The following is a 20,824-nucleotide window of genomic DNA, read 5'->3' on the forward strand; positions in this document are numbered from 1 at the left end:
ACGTTGATATTATAAGGCGTAAAAGCATTTTGACAATTGAAAAGATGCATATGTCAAAGAACTTTGGTAGTCTTATAATGATTTCCATATTAATCTCTAGTCAAAGGAGCACGACAAATGAATTTAGGTTCTCAAATTAAGTATTTTAGACAACGTGATCACCTATCTCAAGAGAATTTAGCAGAAAAATTATATGTTTCACGACAAACAATTTCTAATTGGGAGAATGATAAAAGTTATCCAGATGTTCATAATTTACTTATGCTCAGTTCATTGTTCGATGTTTCTTTAGATGATTTAGTCAAAGGAGACGTGGAGATTATGGAACAGAAATTAAAGCAAACAAACTTTAACTTTTGGTCGCATTTAATGGTGTGGCCAATGTTACTAGCAGCGATTTTATTTGGTCCAGCAATTTATTATTGGGGAACAGTTGGCATAGTCATTGAGGTTGTACTATTTGTTATTGCGATGTATGCTTCAATTAGAGTGGATTTAATTAAGAAGTCTAATAATATTCAAACTTACAATCGAATTGTAGCTTTTATGAATGGTGAAGACCCTAATGAGGTTAATACTACAAAACTAAGAAATGCCCTGACATTTATATATAGTTTCGTTTTATTCGTAGGCGTTTTTCTTATCGTTACGTTATTGAGTATGTATTTTTTAAAATAGAAAATGGAGTTAAAAGTATCTTTCAAAGTTTGAGAGATGCTTTTTTATGGAATCCATTTTATATTTCAGTCACTTTTTTAATATAATCCATCAGTTTGTGTGTTTAATAATTCGTGGAGCAGTAGCTTTATACCATTGATAACAAAGTATGATAATTAGGGCTAAATCAACAATGTCTCCACCATAATACATCCACATGCTGCCTATTTCAGCTTCTATTCTTGGGACGCCGCTTGGAGGCGTTGCATAAATATATTTGGATAGTACTTTGTGTCCGGCTAAAGCTAAAATCAATACAACCGAGCGATAGAGATGGCTATAGCGATGCGGAGTAATATCGGTATAAATAATCGATATAGTAAATAGATAACCTGCTAAAAATACATGTAAGTGTATTAAAATATAGAAAAATAACGATTGGTGCATGAGAAGATATAAATCCGTAGTGTAGAGTACATAAAGTCCGCCAATATTTAGGATAGAAGCGGTAACAGGATTACTAATAAATTGTATTGGACGACTTTTTAGAACACCGGTAATGTTTCTGGCATTTTTTACATTCAATGATCTCAATAATAAAGTCATCGGTGTAGCGAGTACAAGAAGAAGCGGAGCTAACATGCCTAATAACAGATGTCCGAACATATGACCAACAAAATTAGTATGGGCAAACGCTGCTAAAGGCCCTACCAAAGAGATGGCTACACAAAAAAGGCCTAATCCCCAAAAGAAATAGCGATATATAGGCCATGGTTTATACTTTCGGCTGGTTATTATTGCGGCCAAAACATAGAGAAGGGATGCTGTCATAAGCAATATAATCACAGTAGGTTCAAATGCTGTACCTCCAATTTGGATGTGATGATGCATATAGATTTAGGTTCCTCCTTCTATAACGTGTTTATTTTTTTGTGTTTGCATAAAGAGTATTGTCCCAATAATAAGAATGATAACTGCAGTTAAGTTCCAAACGATGTCATATGGAAGAATATAAACATCGTACCGGATTTGATGTAGGCCAAGTAGCTTGTGCTGTACAAGACCATCATATAGTTGGAAAAAACCAACGCCTAGTAACATGCCACTGATCCAACGTTTCATCCAAAATGCATTTCTTCTACGAAGGTCAGCTACTAAAAACATTGCGGCAATTGTAGCAAACCAACTAAACGCATGAAACAGCCCATCTGAGAATAAACCAGCGGCAACGGTAGATTTGTCGTAAAAGTGATGCCACGCTAGAAGTTGGTGGAAGACGACTTCATCAAAAAAGGCTACTAAACCTAATCCGAAAAGAAACCCTGAACCTAAGTTACGTTTAGAGTGTAAGATACGTTTGTTTTTCAAGATTGGCCAGTCCTTTCTATGTAATATAGAATCATTTGTAATTATTTCCCCTCTTTAAGAAATAGATAAACTTGTAAGTGTTTGGAGTTCAGAGTATTTAGAGAAATAGGACTGAATAAGTTTTTTAGTATTCATAAACTTAAAAAAGCTCTCTTTTTAAAATTAAAGAGAACTTTTTTTATAAAATGAAATGGTTATTCTTTCTTATTACAACTATCTTTAGATTTTTTCATATCAAATTTATGACAGGAACTGTATCGTTTCTTTAAACATTATTTACAGGGATCTTATGATTCGCCATTTTTTCAAAAAAATTAATAATAAATGAATGATCTTTTTTTCCATTCCCATTAGCAATCTCTGAACTGAATATTTCTTTAACTAAGTTTGTGACAGGTAGAGGAACGCCTATAGCATTAGCGGATTGTTGTATATTCCCTAAATCTTTGAAGTTTGTTTCTATTTTTCCTCCAGGTTCGTAATTTCCACTAATTATAGAAGGCATTTTAGCATCCATTATTGCGCTACCAGCTAGTCCGCCATTAAGTGCTTCAAAAAGTTTATTTAGGTCGATGCCTGATTTACTCGCGTAAACGCAAGCTTCTGAAAGAGCTGCAAGATTGGCGCTTACTATTATTTGATTGGCCAATTTAGCTGCAGAGCCATTGCCATTTTCTCCAAAGTGAACGATGTTTTCTCCCATTGCTTGGAATAAAGAGAGTGTCTTTTTAAAATCACTTTCTTCTCCTCCAACCATGATTGAAAGTTTTCCTTCTAGTGCCATAGGTTCTCCACCGCTTACTGGTGCATCTAAGAACGCAATTCCAAATTCTTTTAATTTTTTGGCACATATTTTGGAATCTTCTGTAGATACAGAACTCATATCAATAATAATAGTGCCTTGTGTACTATGCTCAGCTAGACCTTCTTCGCCAAATAATACTTGTGTCACGTGTTGTGATTTAGGTAACATCGTAATAATGATTTCACTATTATTGGAAATTTCCTTAAGTGAGTCACATGCATGACCGCCAAGCGCGTTTAATTCATTAACTGCACTGGTATTAATATCAAAAAGGTAAGTTTCAAAACCCTTTTGAATTAAATGGAGTGCCATGGGTTTCCCCATTATGCCTAACCCAATAAAACCTACTTTCATATGAATCGCTCCTAATCTTATTAAGTTTAGTAAAATACGTGATTAAAAATTTTTAATCATTTATTCATCATTTCAAAATACTAAAATCTTATTCTGTAACTATTAGTTACTTATAATTGGCTGTAGATTTAGTTTCGCATAGTTTCCAAGATTTTTAACGACTTGGCTGGTATCCATGTGAGCTTCACCAATCTCATCTTCTAAAATAATCCAACCTTCATAGTCATTATTTTTTAAAATATTTGTGCATTTTGTTAAATCTATATTTCCTTCACCCATGTTCTTCCATATCAAATCCTTTGAAACATCTTTAAAGTGAACATGTTTTATCAAAGGTAATGCTTCTTTTATTATTTCAGGTGCATTCATGCCACCCATTGCAATGTGGCCAGCATCAGGTGTATATCCCATATATTTAGGATTTAAACCGTTAAAAAGAACTTCATAATCTTCTTTATACTTCCAGTAGGATGTTTCATAAGAAATCGGATGCATTGAAGTTGTTATACCGTGTTCTTCGTATGCGCGTTTTCCAAGTTCATTTGCACCTTTAATTATTTCTTTTTGTCTTTGTAGTAAATTATTACGATTTTTACCACTTCTTGATGGCACATTCATAATAGCACCAGGGAAATGTTTAAGGTATTCAAAAAAATGATTTTCAAGAGACTTTTCCTTGTCAGAAGCAAACCCACCCTCAAAAGCATGAGGTATTGTTAGTGCTGCCAATTTTAATTTTCTACGGTCTAGTTCTTTTTTTAATTTTTCTGGTTCATTTCTATATTTTCCTAGTAAAGATATTTGTACATCGATACCCACAAGTCCGGCGTCCTCGACATCATTCATAACCTGATCCATTTTATCTGCTTCTACATCATAATCTAGCACCCAAGTTGAACCTTGGCATCCGAAATTAATTGACATAATTTTTCCTCCTAATAAGTAAAATAGTTAAATTTAAATTAATGACAGAACATATTTATATTAAGTAATTATAAATTAATGAAGTCATTTTAGGTTTTTAAAAATTAAAATGAAAACGCTATCAATATATTTCAACCCTAACACCAAATTTTCGTTTGTCAATAAATAATTGAAAACAAACGAAAAATAAAAAAATAAAAAGAAATGATTTGAAAATAAAAACAAACTATAATAAGATGGCACTTATATTTGTAAGCGATTTCATTTATCGAAAAATTTTACTATCAAGGTAATTAAATTTTTAAAAATAATATTAGAACAATTACTTAGGAAGAGGGCGATTAAAATGTTTGGAGAAATATGGCCACTAATTGGTGTAGTTATAGGAGTAAGTATTTTACTTATATTAATCATTGGATTAAAATTAAACACTTTTATCGCATTAATAATTACATCTATGATAACGGGGATTATTTTAGGTATTCCAATAGATAGCATTGTAGAAACAGTAGAGAAAGGCATGGGAGATACTCTTGGAAGTATTGCTATTATATTTGGTTTAGGGTCTATTTTAGGTAAATTATTGTCAGATGGTGGTGGTGCGACAAGAATTGCTGATGAATTGATAAATGCATTTGGTGAAAAATACGTGACATGGGCAATGTTGATTGCATCATTTATCATAGGTATTTCATTGTTTTTAGAGGTAGCTTTTGTATTGCTAATACCACTTGTTTTCACATTAGCAAAAAGAATGAATATTTCTAATCTTACGGTCGGATTACCGATGACGATTTCAATAGCTATAACACATGGGTTTTTGCCACCTCACCCAGGACCAGTAGCTGTATCACAGGCACTTCATGCAAATGTAGGCCATGTACTAATGTACGGAATGATTATAGGCATTCCGCTAACAATTATTGTTGGATCATTTTATACAAAATTAGCATATAAAATTGCGCCAACTGCATTTTCAAAAATGGGAAAAAGAGCTAGTATTGGAGAAATTAGAACCTTTGAAGAAAATAATATGCCCAGTTTTGGGTTAAGTTTATTAACTGCATTAAGCCCTGTAATCTTAATGTTGTTTGCAACAGCAGTGCAATTGATAACTGGTCATGAAGATGGTAAGGCTAATGGACTCGAAGGTTTCATTTATTTTATTGGTTCCTCAACCACGGCTATGCTTATAGCAGTTATTTTTGCGATTTATACTATGGGGATTAAAAGAAAGCAGTCTATGAATCAGATTATGACAACTGTTTCAAATGCGATTACGCCTATAGCTATGTTGCTTCTTATCATCGGTGGTGGAGGAGTGTTCAAACAAGTGCTTATTGAAGGGGGCGTAGGAGACACAATATCTAAACTATTCCAAGGAACTGAAATGTCTCCTATTATTTTAGCATGGTTAGCAACAGCTATCTTACGTTTAGCGCTAGGATCTTCAACCGTTTCTGCACTATCATCAGTAGGTATTGTATTACCATTGATAGAATCTAGTGACGTAAATATTTCACTTATTGTTCTAGCTATTGGTGCTGGAAGTGTCTTTTGTTCACACGTCAATGATGCAGGATTTTGGATGTTTAAAGAGTATTTTGATTTAAGTATGAAAGAAACGTTTTTAACATGGTCATTGCTAGAATCATTGCTATCTGTATTAGGCCTAGGATTCATATTAATTGTGAATGCTATTATTTAATTTAAATTTATACTTACGCATACCTTTATAAAGTTTTATACATTATAAAATATCAAAGTAAAGATATAAATGAGCAGTCTATCATAAAAAGATTAACACAATTTAATAAATTTAGTTATAAGTTATGTTGGTGACGAAATTCTACAGAAGTAAGACACAAAGCCTTGTCAGCATTTTTTAAAAAAATAAAAAAGAGCAAATAGTGATAATCTCAAGCGAACATAATATTTAATATTACACATAAAATATAATTAATAAAAAAAAGAAATATATCCAGAAAAGAGAAAGCGTTTACAAAAAAGTTGCGAGGTGGTATATTTACATTAATTTGGTTAGTTAAATTAACAAACCAACCAAAATAAGGGGGAATCGCTAAAAGTTAACGTGTAAAAATAACTATACATATTACTGGTTTGGACATTCTAATTTATGAATAGTTGTTTTGTTAATCATCTATGAGCAGGCATACATTAAAAATTAATGGGGTGGGGATTATGTCCGATAGTTATGATTCTAAACAAAGTGATAAGAATGAACGATTAGGTATGTCAGAGAAAATTACTTTTGGTATTGGGGATTTTGGAGCAAATTATAGTTGGACCTTTATTGCATCTTTTATAACAATTTATATGACTGATGTAGTGGGTATTGCTGGTGCTGTTATTGGTACTATCATTCTAATTTGTCGATTTGCAGATGGGTTTTCGGATTTATTTATGGGAAGTATTATTGACAATACAAATACAAAAATGGGTAAGGCAAAGCCATGGGTATTTTGGACTGCTCCTATATTAGGTATTTTAACCTTTTTATTATTTAACGTGCCACAATCACTTGGAGATACTGGAAAAATAACTTATATATTCGTAGTATACTCCTTGATATCAGTCGTTTTTTACACTGCTAATAACGTTGCGTATTCTTCACTTGTGTCGTTCATGACAAAGAATGAAACTGATCGTATTTCATTAGGTAGTATTCGCTTTATTTTCTCTAATCTTAGTGTATTATGTATCACAACATTCACGACGTTTTTAGTTTCTGGATTTGGAGGTAATCAGCAAGGTTGGACATATACAGCAATAATTTATGCTGCATTATGTGCTATACCATTAATGATTACAGGTTATTTTGTAAAAGAAAGAAACGTTGCAACTAAGCAATATAAAGAAACAAGTAAAAATACAAATGACAAGGCTAACAAGGAAACAAATAAACGTATACCGTTTACCTTAATTCTTAAAGTGTTAATCACAGAAAAATACTTTATTATTGCGATTATTCTTTATTTACTTTGGTACTTACGTCAAACAGATAATAGTATGAGAATTTATTACGCTACTTATATATTTAATGATCCAAACATTATGGCAATTTTAAGTATTGCTACTTTGGTTCCTACAATTTTGGGCTTACTATTTGCAGCTAAATTTGCTGAGAAAGTTGGGATTAAGCAGAGTATCATTATTGGTATAATCATCTCAATCATTTCATATGTTGTAATGGCTGTATTTTCAGAGAATTTAACTATGCTAGTTATAGGACTAGCTATTCATGGTGTTGGATTAGTTCCATTTACCGCTGCATTAAGCGGTATCGTTGCAGATATTGGCGATATTATATATTGGAAAACAGGTGTTCCAGTACAAGGATCCGTGTTTAGTTTAGCTAGTGCTGGGATGAAGATTGGATCAGGACTACAATCAGCTATTGTGGGGTGGTCATTGTCTATCGGTGGATATGTTGCAGGGACAGCAATGCAGTCAGAAAAAACAATTTTTGCGATAAAAGCGATGCAAATATACTTCCCATTAGCTATGGTCACATTAATTTTAATTTTTACATTCTTTTTAAATTATGAAAAATTCATAGGAAAAGTTAAGAAACAAATAAGAAATAATGAAGTGGGCGAACTGAGAAATAAACAAATATATAAATAAGCGGAGGTTATATTATGACAAAAAAATTATATGTAGCTAAAACAGGATCAGATTTTTCAAGTGGGAATAAAGAAGAGCCATTGTTAACAATTAATAAAGCAGCATCGCTCGCATTACCAGGTGATACTGTAATTGTTCATGAAGGCACATATAGAGAAGAAATAAACGACATAAATTCAGGATTAAGCGAGTCTCGCAGAATTACATTTGAAAGTGCAAAAAATGAAAAAGTTACTATAAAAGGCTCTGAAGAAATAAACGATTGGCATCTTGTAGAAGGAAATATATGGAAAGTAGAAGTTCCTAATCAATTATTCAAAACATTTAATCCATTTTCAGTGAAATTATTTGGTGATTGGCTTGAGGTTGATAATGATCAGACTTTAGGGCAAGTATATTTAAATGGTTATGCACTATTTGAAGTAAGTACTTTTGATAGATTGAAAAATCCACAAAGAGTCGAAAAAGTATTTGATCATTGGACTGAAAAAGAAGTTGATTTTGATTACGCTGGTTTATCAACATTTTTATGGTATGCGGAAGTAAATGAAGATAGTACTACAATTTACGCTAATGTTCAAAACTATAATCCAAATGAAGAATTAATAGAAATCAACGTCAGAGAACATGTATTTTCGCCAAGTCAAACACATACTAATTATATAACGATTCGTAATTTTGAATTAGCGCACGCTGCAACACAATGGTCTCCACCTACAGCTAAACAAACTGGTTTGATTGATACGAATTGGAGTAAAAAATGGATCGTAGAAAATAATTATATACATGATTCAATGTGTAGTGGTGTTTCAATTGGTAAAGAGATATCTACCGGACAAAACTTTAGTTCAATTAGAAAAGATAAACCTGGCTATCAATACCAAATAGAAACAGTTTTTAGTGCTGTTAACGCTGATTGGAATAAAGAAACGATAGGATCACACATTATTAGAAATAATAAAATTAGCGATTGTGGACAAAATGCTATTGTGGGACATTTAGGGTGCGCTTTTAGTGAAATATATAATAACCACATCTTTAATATTGGTAATAGAAGAGCTTTTTTCGGATATGAAATTGCTGGTATTAAACTACATGCGGCTTTAGATACACAAGTTTATAATAATTACGTTCATAACTGCTCTTTAGGTATGTGGTTTGATTGGCAAACTCAAGGAACAAGAATTAGTAAAAATATATTCAATGAAAATACAAGGGATCTTTTTGTAGAAGTGACAAGCGGACCTTATCTCGTCGATAATAATATATTAACCGCTGATTACGCTTTAGATAATCATGCACAAGGTGGTGCTTACGTTAATAATATTATTAACGGTGAAATGGTTCATAGATTGATGCTAGATAGATCAACGCCTTACCATGTGCCACATAGTACATTAATTGCTGGGTTTGCTCCAGTTTATGGAGGAGACGATAGATTCTACAATAATATATTTATAGGGAAAAATGCTGTAAATAATATTGGAACGGAATTATATAATGATTATACAACATCTTTAGAAGAATATAAGTATATGGTCTCTCAAGAAGAAGGAGATCACCAAGCTTATCATAAAATAAAACAACCTGTTTTTATTAACAATAATGCTTATTTCAATAAAGCCAAACACTTTGAAAAAGAAGAAAATAATTTAATAGATGAGAACTTTAATCCTGCGTTATCTTTAGAAGAAGAATCAGAAGGTCTATATCTTAACATTTCATTACCAACATCATTTTTTGAAATTAAAGGAGAAACCCAATCAAGTGACACTTTACCTAAAGTAAGACTAGTAGACGCAGACTTTGAAAGTCCGAATGAAATGCCAATCAGTATTAATACTGATTTAGTAGAAAATATGAGAACGGCTACTACACTATTAGGACCAATTGAAAGTTTACAAGCTGGTGAAAACAAAGTGTTAATTTGGAAACGTGCTGAAATTTAAGAATATCTAAAGGACTAAGTCATTATTATACAGATAAAACGCACAAGATAATTAAAGTACTCTATCTTTAATAAATGTGATACTACCACAATTTGAAGCACCCCTAAAAGTTAGACTTAAAAATCTAAATTTTAGGGGTGCTTTTTCATTTATCTGAAACATTGTTAGCTCAGAGGCTGACTATTTTAATTTTGGTTTTTGAGTTTATGAAAAGACTTCTTTTAATATTTTTTTACTTGTATCATGCCTATCTTCTGTCATAAGCCTGTTAATCAATTTAGAATATTGGATATTTTTAATGTTCTTCAATTGATTTGCTAATTGCCTTTCATCAGACGGTACTTCAGGGAAATTACCTAATTCAAATATATCAAAATAAAAACCAATATCATTTTGATAATTTTTATCATCTTCTTGAAGCAAAAATATAGGTTTGCTTAAGTGAGCGTAATCAAATATTGTCGATGAATAATCTGTGATCATTGCGTCAGCTATAATATAAAGTTCTTGAATATCTATAAATTCATTATAAAAACAGTGTATTCTAGAACTTAAATTATTATATTTATTTCTCAACTTACTCTCGTTGGGATGAAGTTTGACGATGATTTCATAATCTTTCGGTAAATAATCGAGTAAAAGTCGTAAATCCATATTTGTTAAAGATTCTCTTTCACCGTTTCTCCATGTTGGACAATATAAAATGATTGTTTTATATTCAAAATCTTTAATCATATATTTATTTAAAATTCTTGTTTTTTCAAAATCATTATTATGTTCAAGAAGATATTCATTTCTAGGAGCGCCTAAAGTTAAAATATTTAAATGGTTATTTTTCTCTAATTTAAAAGCTGACTTTAATAGTAATTTGTTGATATCTGAGGAAGTAAATAAATAATCCCATTTATTCATACGAGGTAAAAATTGTTTTAATTGTAATTCTTTATCTTGATTGTTTTCTAAATCGTTAACCATTTTTTTGAGTGGAAAGCCATGCCAAGTTTGTATAAATACTTGTTTATCATGCTTATATACTTTGTCCCATGAATTGCCATTCATAAAGACATACTTACATCTACGGAATAATTTAACGTATTGATCTGTTCCAAACCTCACTGGTATAAAACCGTGATTTCTAATTTCAATATCTACCAATGAATTGATGGAGCTCACAAAAATCTTTTTCTCTTTATAAAGTTCTTTGATTTTCAATGCAATATATTTAGGATCTCCGCTAAAATCATTACCATGGAAGGATTCTATAAAAACCTTAGTTTCCTCAGGCTCAATTTTATCTAACACCTTTACTTGTAGCTTGTTTTTTCTATAATTATAAAAAGATTTCATTTTCTTGAAGAAATAATTATTAGTTAATAAATACTTAAGCATTTTATTCTTTTTCAATTTTTCATATAAATCTCTTTTACTATTTAATTTATTAAGTTTAGTGTCTGATTGAACTATATTATATTTTATCTCTTTATTCTTACTTAAAAAAGCTTGTGGATTCTCATGTTCAGCGATTTTACTAATGTATTCATCTATATAAGAATCATTTTTAAATTCATCTGTTAGATATGTTACATCTTTAATTCTATCTTCACTGGTATATTTATGATTTAATAATGTTAATAATTTTTTACTGTCTTCAACAATATCTTTTTGTAAAAACTCAATACAATGATATTTACTATATATTTCTTTTAATACATGGTCTCTACCAGGATAGATGAGCGCTCTATTTCCTAACATGATAGTTTCTAAAATAGAATAGCCTAAAGTCTCATAATGCGATGTAGAAATATAAATGTAATTGAGCGGTTCCTTTTCATTAATAAAAACATTATGGTCTAAATTATAATATCTCACTAAGTTTTTATATAAATTTTCTGAAGGACCATATCCAATAATGTATAAATGTATATCTTCATAATTTCTGTTATTAACAATATAATTCATTAGTTTTATAATATAAGATATATCTTTTACACCATCTTCAAACCTAGATTTAATTAAGAAATTTCTTTTTGTATTAATAGGTTTGTCGCATATATCTACATGTTCTGCATTTACGTATTGATTAAAGACAGATTTAAATTTATATTTCTTTTGGAATTTTTCTTTAATTGATGGTGTACTAACTCTAATTGAATCTATAGCGTCTAAACATAAATCAATATCATCATTTATATATTCCAATGGTCCATGTATTTCGCCAACAATTTTTATGTTATTCTTTTCTTCTTTAACTGATCGTGCGTATTTAAATAAATCCTCTCTAGTTATAATTAATATGTCTCCATTGGCTAAAGCTTTTGGGTTATTTAATTGAAAAACTCTAAATTTCGCATAATCAATGTCTTCATGTATTATTAATTTCGTAATTTGATTAATTTCAAAATTATAATAGTTAAAATAGTTTACAGTGTGACCTTTATTTAAAAACGCTTTTATTAAATTAATATTACTTCTAGAAGTGCCCCCTTTTGAAAAAATATTAAACCCCACTATATTAATATTCACGTTATCCCTCCATATTTCAGCATCCCCAAAATTAAATAAAAAGCATTGATAATACCTATATTTAATATCTATATATTATGTGCGTGTAAATTATATGTAAATTTTGTGTAATTACACTTTAAGCATATCATAACAACATTTATTGAAATATGATATATAAAGTGTTTTTGAAATTTATAGTTTTGATTAAATCCTATTATTATTTTATACAGAAGCAATGTGCTTTAATGAATGATTGTGATATTATGGAATAATTGTTTTTTTATTTAATTTCTTTAAAAATTTTTATTAAAATCATAGGAGATATTAGTTTATGAAATATTATGAAGAAATCCCTGTTATAAGAGCTGTAGCCACGATGTTAGTTCTTTGTATACATTTAACTGCTCAATTGTATAATTCAAATGGCATCATAATTGATCCCATTTTGTCATATTTTAACCAAATATCGAGATTAGGAACACCTATTTTCGCAGTAATCAGTGCATTTTTGCTTACAAGTTCAACTTTGAATAGAAAATTTAGTTTATTATATTTTACCAAATCAAGATTCACTAAAATCTTGATACCTTATATACTATGGACAACTTTATATATAGTATTGAGGCATCTTTTTACTAATACATATTACCCTCCAGGAACGCCTATAATAAAATACTATATACTTGGTACAGCTGAAATACATTTGTATTTCATTTTAGTAGTAATTCAATTTTATTTACTATTTCCATTTGTACACAAATTCAAAAAGGGGCTACCATTAATAATTGCATATATCGTTGCCACCATAATAAATATAATTTGGTTGAGTTATGGTAAAGGTGAAATTACATTCCAAAATGATTGGCTAAACTCTTTTGTTAATAGTAAAGCATTTATATTGAACTGGATTTCCTTCTTTTTCCTTGGTATTTGCTATGCGAAACATTATAAAGAAATTAATAGTTCAATATTAAAATATAAAATTTATTTCAAAATAATAGGAATGATATTATTTGTTGATTTAATAATCAGTATTGATATTACAAATTTATATGGTTCAAGTAGTATAGCTAACATAATTTATATACCATTCTTTCTTGCGCTATTAATTATATTGTATAACCATATTAAAAATTATAAGTATTTAACAAAAACTTTAACAGTTATAGGAAATTATTCTATGGGAATATATTTGATTCATGTTTTATTAATTATGATATATAGACAGTACCCTTATGCAGATATTGTTAACAATCCATCTACATTTGTTATTTCTTATATCTTTATATTGTGTCTTTCTGTGATATCTATTCATTTAATAAGTAAATTGCCTTTTTCGAGCTATATTGTACCGATTCCGGCTAAAAAAACAATTATTAATAAGCGTATTCGAAATGAGAAGACGTAGTGAAGATTTAAAAAAGGAATTATTAATTAGTAAATAAATGTATAAAAGCTAGTGAATAGCAAGATGAAGAGGTTATTTTTGAAGCTTCAATATGGGCATTAAGATGTTTAAGAAGGAAACAATTTTCGGGACCACAAATCCAAACACCTACAAACAAAAAATAGATGTAAAAGTATGCTTTGGATGTCTTAAGACTATTTTAGGTTTTATACGCATGTCACTTCGAGCTACTAAAAACTTTACTATATATGTAAGTGGATTTTCTTAAAAGTATGTACGTGTTAGAATATAAAAGTTGGTGTGTTACTTTTGTGTTTTTTATTGATAAGGAAGGAAGCGACATATATTAAAAATTCTATTTATAGCATTTGTAGCGCCCACTTATAGTAGGTATGAAACTCATGTTTTCATATTAGCCGAAAAAGCGTGATAAATAATCAAGCGACGATGGATTCAGCTTACCGAAAATAACCTGGTAACTGCAATTAAATAGTTACCGAGATCTATGTTTAGCAGGTGAGCACTCTAATTTGTAAATACGTTGAAACACCATATATATCTTGTGTTTTAAGAAAGTAGTAAAAATTGTTGAAACTCATAGAATAAATAATTCAAAACGACTTAAGAAAATTATCATATTTTAAATTATGTTGAGCAAATTTAAAATTGGTAGTATAATGTAAAATTCCAATTTATAACAAGCAATTAACGAAGATTTAGTAAAAACATGTTACAGCATTTCAAAATGTAACAATTTTCGGAGGATAAATAATGGAAACAGTTAGATTATCAGATGCACAAACTGAAGTTATTAAAAAAGAGGAATTTTACGAAAATACTAGTATTAATAATATAGCTGGTATCATCACTATTAAAGAAGATTTGAAATTAGAAACAATAGAAAATGCTATGAACAATATAATAAATCAAAATGATAGTTATAAAATAAGGATTACGAAAGTAAATTCTGAATATAGACAGTATGTTGATGAATATAAAAGAAAGCAGTTTGATTATATCGACTTTACTAATGATAAAGAAGGTTATGATCAATGGATTAAGCAACAAGTCAAAAAGAATATATTTGCAACGGACAGTGAATTATTCGAATTTACGATATTAAAACTACCTGACGCAAATATAGGTATATTCTCCTTACACCATCATATTATTTCAGATGGATGGAGCACAACATTAGGTGGAAATGCTTTATGTGAATATCTAATTTATGGGATTCAAGAAGAAACTTCTGAATTTTCATATTTAGATTCTGTTAACGATGAATTAAATTATAAAAACTCACATAGGTTTGAAAAAGATAAACAGTTCTGGTATGAAAAATTAAAGGGTATTGAAAATAATGAGTTGTTCAAAAATAAACTTGTAACTAATGGTCAAGGAAGCAGACAAAGTTATGTTTTATCAGAAAACTGTACACAAAAAATCAAAGAATTTTGTGAAAGTAACAAAATGAGTATTAGTAATTTATTTTCTGCTGCTATGCTTATTTTAAAACATAAAAAAACTGCATCAAATAAGAATTCAGTCGGTTTATTAGTACATAATAGAAATGAACCGTTTGAAAAGAACATCATAGGGGTATACGCAAGGATCTTACCGGTTATAGTAGATATTGATAAGAATGCCTCAATTAACCATTTTCTAACAACAGTAAAAACAGAAACTTTCAATTTACTTAAACATCGAAAATATTCTTATAAAGAAATAGTGGAAAATAACGGAAACAAAAAAGGGTTATTAGACTGTACAGTTTCATTTCAAAAAACACAATATAACTCTGATTTTGTAGAAAAAGGTTATTCAGATGAATGGTTTAGTTCTGATACTCATAATGTTCCGTTAGGACTAAATATAAGTAATAGAAATGGGAACAGCATGATAGATATAGATTATAATTATCAAACAGATATTATGAATGAAGCTGAAGTTATGAATTTGCATAAAGATATCATGGGAATTTTAAATGTCGTAATAGAAACTCCAAATAAAGCGATTAAAGATATAGCAATTTATACAGATAGAAGTCAGTAAAGCATTGAATGCTAGATCGTAGAATTTAAAACATAGACAATTATAAAATTTGAAAAAGAGTGTTCAGAAAATAATCATTTTCTGAACACTCTTTTTAATTATTTAACTAATAAAGTAATTGAACGCAGTTTGTTTTATATTTTCTTTGCTAATATATCTTTACGCAGAGGTTGGATCACTCTTTTTTACAACCTAAAAAGCAAGTTCATTTTAATTTTCGAATAAAAATTAATTGTAAATATTTATGTTTACAATTAATAATCATAATCAATGTTTTCTTTATAAAACTTCATATTATAAATTTAATTAATATGTTATCATAGAAATCTGACAATTAATAATTATTAATTTATGTAAATGTTACAATATGTATATAAGTTCGACTTTATAATATGTTTTTGTTGTGATATTTAAAATCTTATTTTACATAAACTTACCAACTGATCTACTTATTATCGAACATATTTTTATATACGTAACGATTCAATCAATTATTATATTGCTTCCTGAACAACCGATTAAGCATAAAATGAAACATTTAAGTATTATTTACAACATTTTAAACAATAACTCGAATGGAAGGATGACATGTAATGAGAAATAACGTTTTAGATATTAGTTCTTTAGAAATAGACCATGTACTTGCAGGAGAAACCGAAATATATATTGTGCCAATCGTTGCCCCAGTATTGAGAAAAGGATATTCCAAAGGAAATGCTGTTGAATCTTTCAAACAAATCTTAGGTTCCTCTAAAATTGTGCAATCTTTTGATGTGACGATAGATCACAATGATGAAAATGAGCCTTTTAAAATATTTGAAGATCGAGAATACTGTGTTACAGACCTAACTTCCTTACATAATATAAAAGAAAATAAACGCCTTGACTGTAATTTTGGTTTAAGGATTTATATACCACATGAAAATGAATTTAAAGTAAATGTTATAAATAATGATATCTTAAAAGAGCTAAACATGCCTGATTTTGATATTTCTGATATAAGTAAAGGCTTAAAATTTGAAACGTTACAACCATTGAAAGACGCGATTATAAAACAAATTCAAAATAAAAATAAGCGTGGTGCTAAGCAAAAATTGTCTAATGAAAAAAAGAAAAAACAAATTATGTCTATTAACAAAAACGAAGATTTTTCAGACGTTCAATTTTTAAAAGATAATCTATATAGCACGCTCGATTCACTTATAGATAAAGTTTATTTAGATGATGAAAATTTAGAATTTAGAAGTATTGTCGACGATAAAGGTTATAATGAAAAAGTATTGCCAACTTACCAAAAGCTTGAACAATTAACTGAAGATGACTTTAATAAAACAAAAAACGACAAATTAGTAGTCTTACAAAAAAAGAGAGAAGATATTATAAACAGTATATTCAATCAACTTGTTACTGATTTGTGGAGCAAAAGTATTGAAGCGGATAAAACGCGTAATTATAAATCAAATGATTCTCAATATCATAAATCTTACACACAAATAGAAAGTAAATTCCAAGAAGATTTAGGAGTTATTCCAAATAAAGTTGAAGAACAAACCAAAAAATTAGAAAAAGAATTTGAAATAGGTAAAAATGAACGTAGCGAAAAAGCACGCCGAGACATGGAAGAAAAAATAGAAAGAGAAGAAAGACCTATTTTAACAAACCGCATTCGTGAATATGAAAAGACATTATCAAATAAAGCAAAAAATTCCTATAATAATCAAATCAAAGTATTAGATGCTAGTGTTAAAAACAACTATGATTTGCATGTTTCTAAAATTGTAGATGACATTGTTCAACATCATCAAGAGACGATTGATACTAAAAAGTCGGAACTGCAAAACATTATGGAAAAAGATGTAGAAGCATTAGTTCAAAAAAGAAGTGAAGATGTCGATAAACTTAGAGGCGAGATTAGTAAGTTAGAACAAGACCTAATTCATAACGAATCAACATTTAACGAACGTTTAGATTTAGCAGTGAATCAAAAAGTAACTGATTATGAATTAAAAGACTCACAAATGACAGATGAAATTAATTGGTTAAGAGTAGAATTAGAAAAATCGAAAAGAGAAAGTACTGATAAAGACGAATCAATCCGTTCTAAAGAAATGGAACTTCAAAATAATAGAAGTCATTTAGACCGCTTAAATCAGCAATTAGAACAGAGTAACCAAACAAGTTTAAGTATTTCAGCACGTGCTATGGAAATTAAACAACAAGCCTTAAGTTTTTCAAATAATGATTTAAATCAATCGAATTTTAATAAAGTTGTTGAACCGCAAAACATTGATATAGGCAACTTATTAGACGATGGTGTTGAAAAAGCAAAGCGCTATGAACGTAGAAAAAAACCAACATTCTTCACTTGGTTAGGTGGTCTCTTTTTATGTGCCTTGTTAGGTTCTGGTACTTTATTTGGTAGTCACGTAGCCAATGCACAAGACAGCACTGCAGACACGCAAACTAAAGTTCAAAATTCACACAAAACAGAATTGCCACAAAAGAAATAATAATGTTTAGAAGCACCTATTGTTAACAAAATAGCAGCCCCCAATAGATAAATGAGCTAGCTTAATAACGCGGATCAATATTAAACAATATGGGAGTGGAAACAATGAACCAACAAAAATTAGAAGAATTGAATCGACTTGCAAAGGGTACAGAAAAAGAAAAAAAAATTGCACTTACCTTTGGTTATCAACCAATCATTGAAGAATTAAAAAAAGATGATAATAAAGAAATTTCAGATTTTGCGCAAACGATGGATGCAAACGAAGATTTGAAATTATATAAAAACAATGTTCAATACAAGCGCTCTAAAGAACAATTTCAAAAAGATTTAAAACAAGCAACGCAATATATGTATGCTACGTTAATATTAATCGGTATCGCTGTAGTATCTATATTTATCGCTGTGATTATCTTTTTTGTTAATCCAGTTACGACTGTGACACCATTTATTACAATTACAGTGTTAGCGATGTTAGGTTCACTAGTTACAGTTATACTTTCTAAGCGAACTGGAGTTTCCTATAATAATAGTAAGCAATCACTAGCAAAATCGGTATATTTACTCAATATTTCACGATCTAATTCACAATCGTTACAAGCACAAATCAATAATAATGAATAAGTAAATCTAAAAAGTTAGAACACGATATATAGTGTGATTTTAACTCCATGAATAGAATTTCTAGTGAGCAATTAGCTAGAGGGATTTGATTAAGCATTCTTAAAAAATTATTAATATTTAACTTAAAGTTGAAACTAGAACATAAGTCCTAGTTTTAATAAATGACTGTTAATTTTTAACTAAAAAATTAGCAGTCATTTTTTTATATTCAAAGTAATTTTAGACGCATTTGTCTATATTATATAGTGGTCAACGAGAATCTCTGATATACTCAAAACTTGTATTTCTTTTCATGTTTACACCCATTTAAATGGAGATATATCATAAATCAGTATAATGGGTGGAACTAAAATATTAAATTCTATATCGAGCTATTTAATATTATGCTATTTTTATTCAGAACGTTAACACATTAGAATAATTATTTCTAAACATTAATTTGTGGTATAGTAGCCCATATTGATTTGTATTAATTAAAACAATTAACTTAAAGGATGATAAAAATGAAAGTAGCTGTAGTTACAGGAGCAAGTAGTGGTATTGGATACGAAACAGCTAAAGCTTTAGCTAAAAAAGACTACTGTGTTTATGCCGCCTCAAGAAATTTAGAAAATATGAAATCTTTATTAGCTTATAATGTGAAAATAATACATCTAGATGTGACAGACCAAACTTTAATTCATAATTTGGTTGATCACGTCCTTAACACAGAAGGGCATATAGATATTTTAGTTAATAATGCTGGATATGGATCATATGGTGCTGTTGAAGATGTATCAATTGAAGAGGCAAGAAAACAATTTGAAGTAAATTTATTTGGTTTATCTGAGCTAACAAAGGCAATTATACCTTCAATGCGTCATCAAAATTCAGGAAAGATTATAAATATATCATCTATCGGTGGGCGTACGCCTAACAATTTTGGATCTTGGTATCATGCTTCAAAATACGCTTTAGAAGGGTATAGCGAAAGTTTGCGCTTAGAACTGTCTGATTTTGGGATAGACGTTATAGTCATTCAACCTGGTGGTATAAAAACGAACTGGGCTCCAATTGCAGCTAATCATTTAGAAACATCTTCAAAAGGTGGCCCATATGAATCGAAAGCTTCAAATATGGCACAATTGATGTATAAACAACATCAATCCGGCATGTTTTCTCATCCTTCTGTTGCTGCGAAACGTATTGTTAAAATTATAGAAAGCAATCATACAAAACCACGTTATACGGTTGGATTGATTGCCAAACCTATGCTTTTTTTACATGCTATATTACCGGTTAGAGCATTCGGTTGGCTACTTAAAAGAAAGATTTCTAAATAAAATTGAATGACCCATTAAATTTTGGGTCATTCAGTTAACTGTTGTTGCAATCGGCCTGTAACTTATTAAAATAAAACACAAAAATATATATTTATCTTAAACTTAGGGTATAGATAAATAAGCAAATATATTGTATTTTTACACACGGGATATTACACTTAAATAAACATCGAAATGAAGCGTTGCAGTTTTTTAGATATTTTGATTCGCAAATGTAGTTTTTAATACATAAAAATAAAGACACCAAGACGATTTGTTTTCAATCCAACAATAGCAATATGTAAATAGTTTATAAGCATTAAGGATTTGTAAAATGCGCATAATGTAGGAGGGATTCAAATGGTTATTCGTGAAAATAAACGTATCAAAGTCAAAAGATTGAATGAAACACGTTCTAGTGGTATTTCTGTGATGATTGAGGAAGGCGGATTGGGAGCCGATCAATACTATCAAATAGAAAAGCACAACACAGAAACTTCAGAAGAGCATTTACACCAATTTGAAAATGAAGTTCGTGACAAGAGTGACATTGAACTTATAGATTTGTTAGTTGTAAATGCAAAAGAGAATACAAATACAGATTACAATGAAGCGTTGGGAGTAATTCAAGAAGAGATACTGAACCGCATGAAATAGCGGTTAATTTCATTACAATTGAATAATAAAATGAGCATATGAAGGCTATTGATAGAGGGTGAT

Annotated in this window: 15 protein-coding genes; 10 read left to right on the top strand and 5 right to left on the bottom strand. The window is 29.6% G+C overall.

Annotation, left to right across the window (positions count from 1 at the left end; genetic code table 11):
- Positions 1-117 precede the first annotated feature (117 nt).
- Entirely contained in the window at positions 118-678 is a 561-nt protein-coding gene (locus tag M4L39_RS01235; protein ID WP_277580360.1) for a helix-turn-helix transcriptional regulator, read from the top strand.
- A gap of 90 nt (positions 679-768) precedes the next feature.
- On the opposite strand, the gene M4L39_RS01240 is transcribed toward M4L39_RS01235, so the two are convergent.
- From M4L39_RS01240 to M4L39_RS01255, 4 genes are all read right to left on the bottom strand, one after another.
- A complete protein-coding gene (locus tag M4L39_RS01240; protein WP_277580361.1) occupies positions 769-1,548 on the bottom strand; it encodes a cytochrome c oxidase assembly protein in 780 nt (259 codons plus the stop codon).
- 6 nt (positions 1,549-1,554) lie between these two features.
- Positions 1,555-2,025, bottom strand: coding sequence for a DUF2243 domain-containing protein (locus tag M4L39_RS01245; RefSeq protein ID WP_277580362.1), 471 nt, complete (start codon positions 2,023-2,025; stop codon positions 1,555-1,557).
- Between the two features lie 265 nt (positions 2,026-2,290).
- Positions 2,291-3,184 (bottom strand): 2-hydroxy-3-oxopropionate reductase, encoded by an 894-nt coding sequence (locus M4L39_RS01250; RefSeq protein WP_346816758.1) that lies wholly within the window; start codon positions 3,182-3,184, stop codon positions 2,291-2,293.
- Positions 3,185-3,286: 102 nt separating this feature from the next.
- Positions 3,287-4,108, bottom strand: coding sequence for a sugar phosphate isomerase/epimerase family protein (locus M4L39_RS01255; protein WP_277580363.1), 822 nt, complete (start codon positions 4,106-4,108; stop codon positions 3,287-3,289).
- A gap of 346 nt (positions 4,109-4,454) precedes the next feature.
- Here M4L39_RS01255 and M4L39_RS01260 point away from each other — a divergent pair, with 346 nt between their 5' ends.
- From M4L39_RS01260 to M4L39_RS01270, 3 genes are all read left to right on the top strand, one after another.
- Complete coding sequence (locus M4L39_RS01260) at positions 4,455-5,816, top strand: gluconate:H+ symporter (RefSeq protein WP_277580364.1); 1,362 nt, start codon at positions 4,455-4,457, stop codon at positions 5,814-5,816.
- Between the two features lie 494 nt (positions 5,817-6,310).
- On the top strand, positions 6,311-7,756 hold the full coding sequence (locus tag M4L39_RS01265) for an MFS transporter (RefSeq protein ID WP_277580365.1): 1,446 nt from the start codon (positions 6,311-6,313) through the stop codon (positions 7,754-7,756).
- Between the two features lie 14 nt (positions 7,757-7,770).
- Positions 7,771-9,705 (top strand): right-handed parallel beta-helix repeat-containing protein, encoded by a 1,935-nt coding sequence (locus M4L39_RS01270; RefSeq protein WP_277580366.1) that lies wholly within the window; start codon positions 7,771-7,773, stop codon positions 9,703-9,705.
- Positions 9,706-9,909: 204 nt separating this feature from the next.
- On the opposite strand, the gene M4L39_RS01275 is transcribed toward M4L39_RS01270, so the two are convergent.
- A complete protein-coding gene (locus M4L39_RS01275) occupies positions 9,910-12,228 on the bottom strand; it encodes a CDP-glycerol glycerophosphotransferase family protein (protein ID WP_277580367.1) in 2,319 nt (772 codons plus the stop codon).
- Between the two features lie 313 nt (positions 12,229-12,541).
- Here M4L39_RS01275 and M4L39_RS01280 point away from each other — a divergent pair, with 313 nt between their 5' ends.
- From M4L39_RS01280 to M4L39_RS01305, 6 genes are all read left to right on the top strand, one after another.
- Positions 12,542-13,618, top strand: a complete 1,077-nt coding sequence (locus M4L39_RS01280; protein ID WP_277580368.1) for an acyltransferase — start codon at positions 12,542-12,544, stop codon at positions 13,616-13,618.
- A gap of 771 nt (positions 13,619-14,389) precedes the next feature.
- Positions 14,390-15,670, top strand: coding sequence for a condensation domain-containing protein (locus M4L39_RS01285; RefSeq protein WP_277580369.1), 1,281 nt, complete (start codon positions 14,390-14,392; stop codon positions 15,668-15,670).
- A gap of 593 nt (positions 15,671-16,263) precedes the next feature.
- Positions 16,264-18,180: a hypothetical protein gene (locus tag M4L39_RS01290; RefSeq protein ID WP_277580370.1), complete on the top strand. Its 1,917-nt coding sequence runs from the start codon at positions 16,264-16,266 to the stop codon at positions 18,178-18,180.
- A 104-nt stretch (positions 18,181-18,284) separates the two neighbouring features.
- On the top strand, positions 18,285-18,803 hold the full coding sequence (locus M4L39_RS01295; RefSeq protein ID WP_277580371.1) for a hypothetical protein: 519 nt from the start codon (positions 18,285-18,287) through the stop codon (positions 18,801-18,803).
- 503 nt (positions 18,804-19,306) lie between these two features.
- Positions 19,307-20,125 (top strand): oxidoreductase, encoded by an 819-nt coding sequence (locus tag M4L39_RS01300; RefSeq protein WP_277580372.1) that lies wholly within the window; start codon positions 19,307-19,309, stop codon positions 20,123-20,125.
- 339 nt (positions 20,126-20,464) lie between these two features.
- On the top strand, positions 20,465-20,761 hold the full coding sequence (locus M4L39_RS01305) for a hypothetical protein (RefSeq protein WP_277580373.1): 297 nt from the start codon (positions 20,465-20,467) through the stop codon (positions 20,759-20,761).
- Positions 20,762-20,824: the final 63 nt, after the last annotated feature.

The organism is Staphylococcus equorum (assembly GCF_029531845.1).
GTDB lineage: Bacteria > Bacillota > Bacilli > Staphylococcales > Staphylococcaceae > Staphylococcus > Staphylococcus equorum_C.

What these genes read in the sequence shown, in the direction of transcription:
- M4L39_RS01285 (WP_277580369.1), top strand. Translation starts at nt 14,390, where the DNA reads ATGGAAACAGTTAGATTATCAGATGCACAAACTGAAGTTATTAAAAAA.
- M4L39_RS01250 (WP_346816758.1), bottom strand. Translation starts at nt 3,184, where the DNA reads ATGAAAGTAGGTTTTATTGGGTTAGGCATAATGGGGAAACCCATGGCA.
- M4L39_RS01290 (WP_277580370.1), top strand. Translation starts at nt 16,264, where the DNA reads ATGAGAAATAACGTTTTAGATATTAGTTCTTTAGAAATAGACCATGTA.
- M4L39_RS01295 (WP_277580371.1), top strand. Translation starts at nt 18,285, where the DNA reads ATGAACCAACAAAAATTAGAAGAATTGAATCGACTTGCAAAGGGTACA.
- M4L39_RS01240 (WP_277580361.1), bottom strand. Translation starts at nt 1,548, where the DNA reads ATGCATCATCACATCCAAATTGGAGGTACAGCATTTGAACCTACTGTG.
- M4L39_RS01260 (WP_277580364.1), top strand. Translation starts at nt 4,455, where the DNA reads ATGTTTGGAGAAATATGGCCACTAATTGGTGTAGTTATAGGAGTAAGT.
- M4L39_RS01265 (WP_277580365.1), top strand. Translation starts at nt 6,311, where the DNA reads ATGTCCGATAGTTATGATTCTAAACAAAGTGATAAGAATGAACGATTA.
- M4L39_RS01235 (WP_277580360.1), top strand. Translation starts at nt 118, where the DNA reads ATGAATTTAGGTTCTCAAATTAAGTATTTTAGACAACGTGATCACCTA.
- M4L39_RS01305 (WP_277580373.1), top strand. Translation starts at nt 20,465, where the DNA reads ATGGTTATTCGTGAAAATAAACGTATCAAAGTCAAAAGATTGAATGAA.
- M4L39_RS01300 (WP_277580372.1), top strand. Translation starts at nt 19,307, where the DNA reads ATGAAAGTAGCTGTAGTTACAGGAGCAAGTAGTGGTATTGGATACGAA.
- M4L39_RS01270 (WP_277580366.1), top strand. Translation starts at nt 7,771, where the DNA reads ATGACAAAAAAATTATATGTAGCTAAAACAGGATCAGATTTTTCAAGT.
- M4L39_RS01280 (WP_277580368.1), top strand. Translation starts at nt 12,542, where the DNA reads ATGAAATATTATGAAGAAATCCCTGTTATAAGAGCTGTAGCCACGATG.
- M4L39_RS01255 (WP_277580363.1), bottom strand. Translation starts at nt 4,108, where the DNA reads ATGTCAATTAATTTCGGATGCCAAGGTTCAACTTGGGTGCTAGATTAT.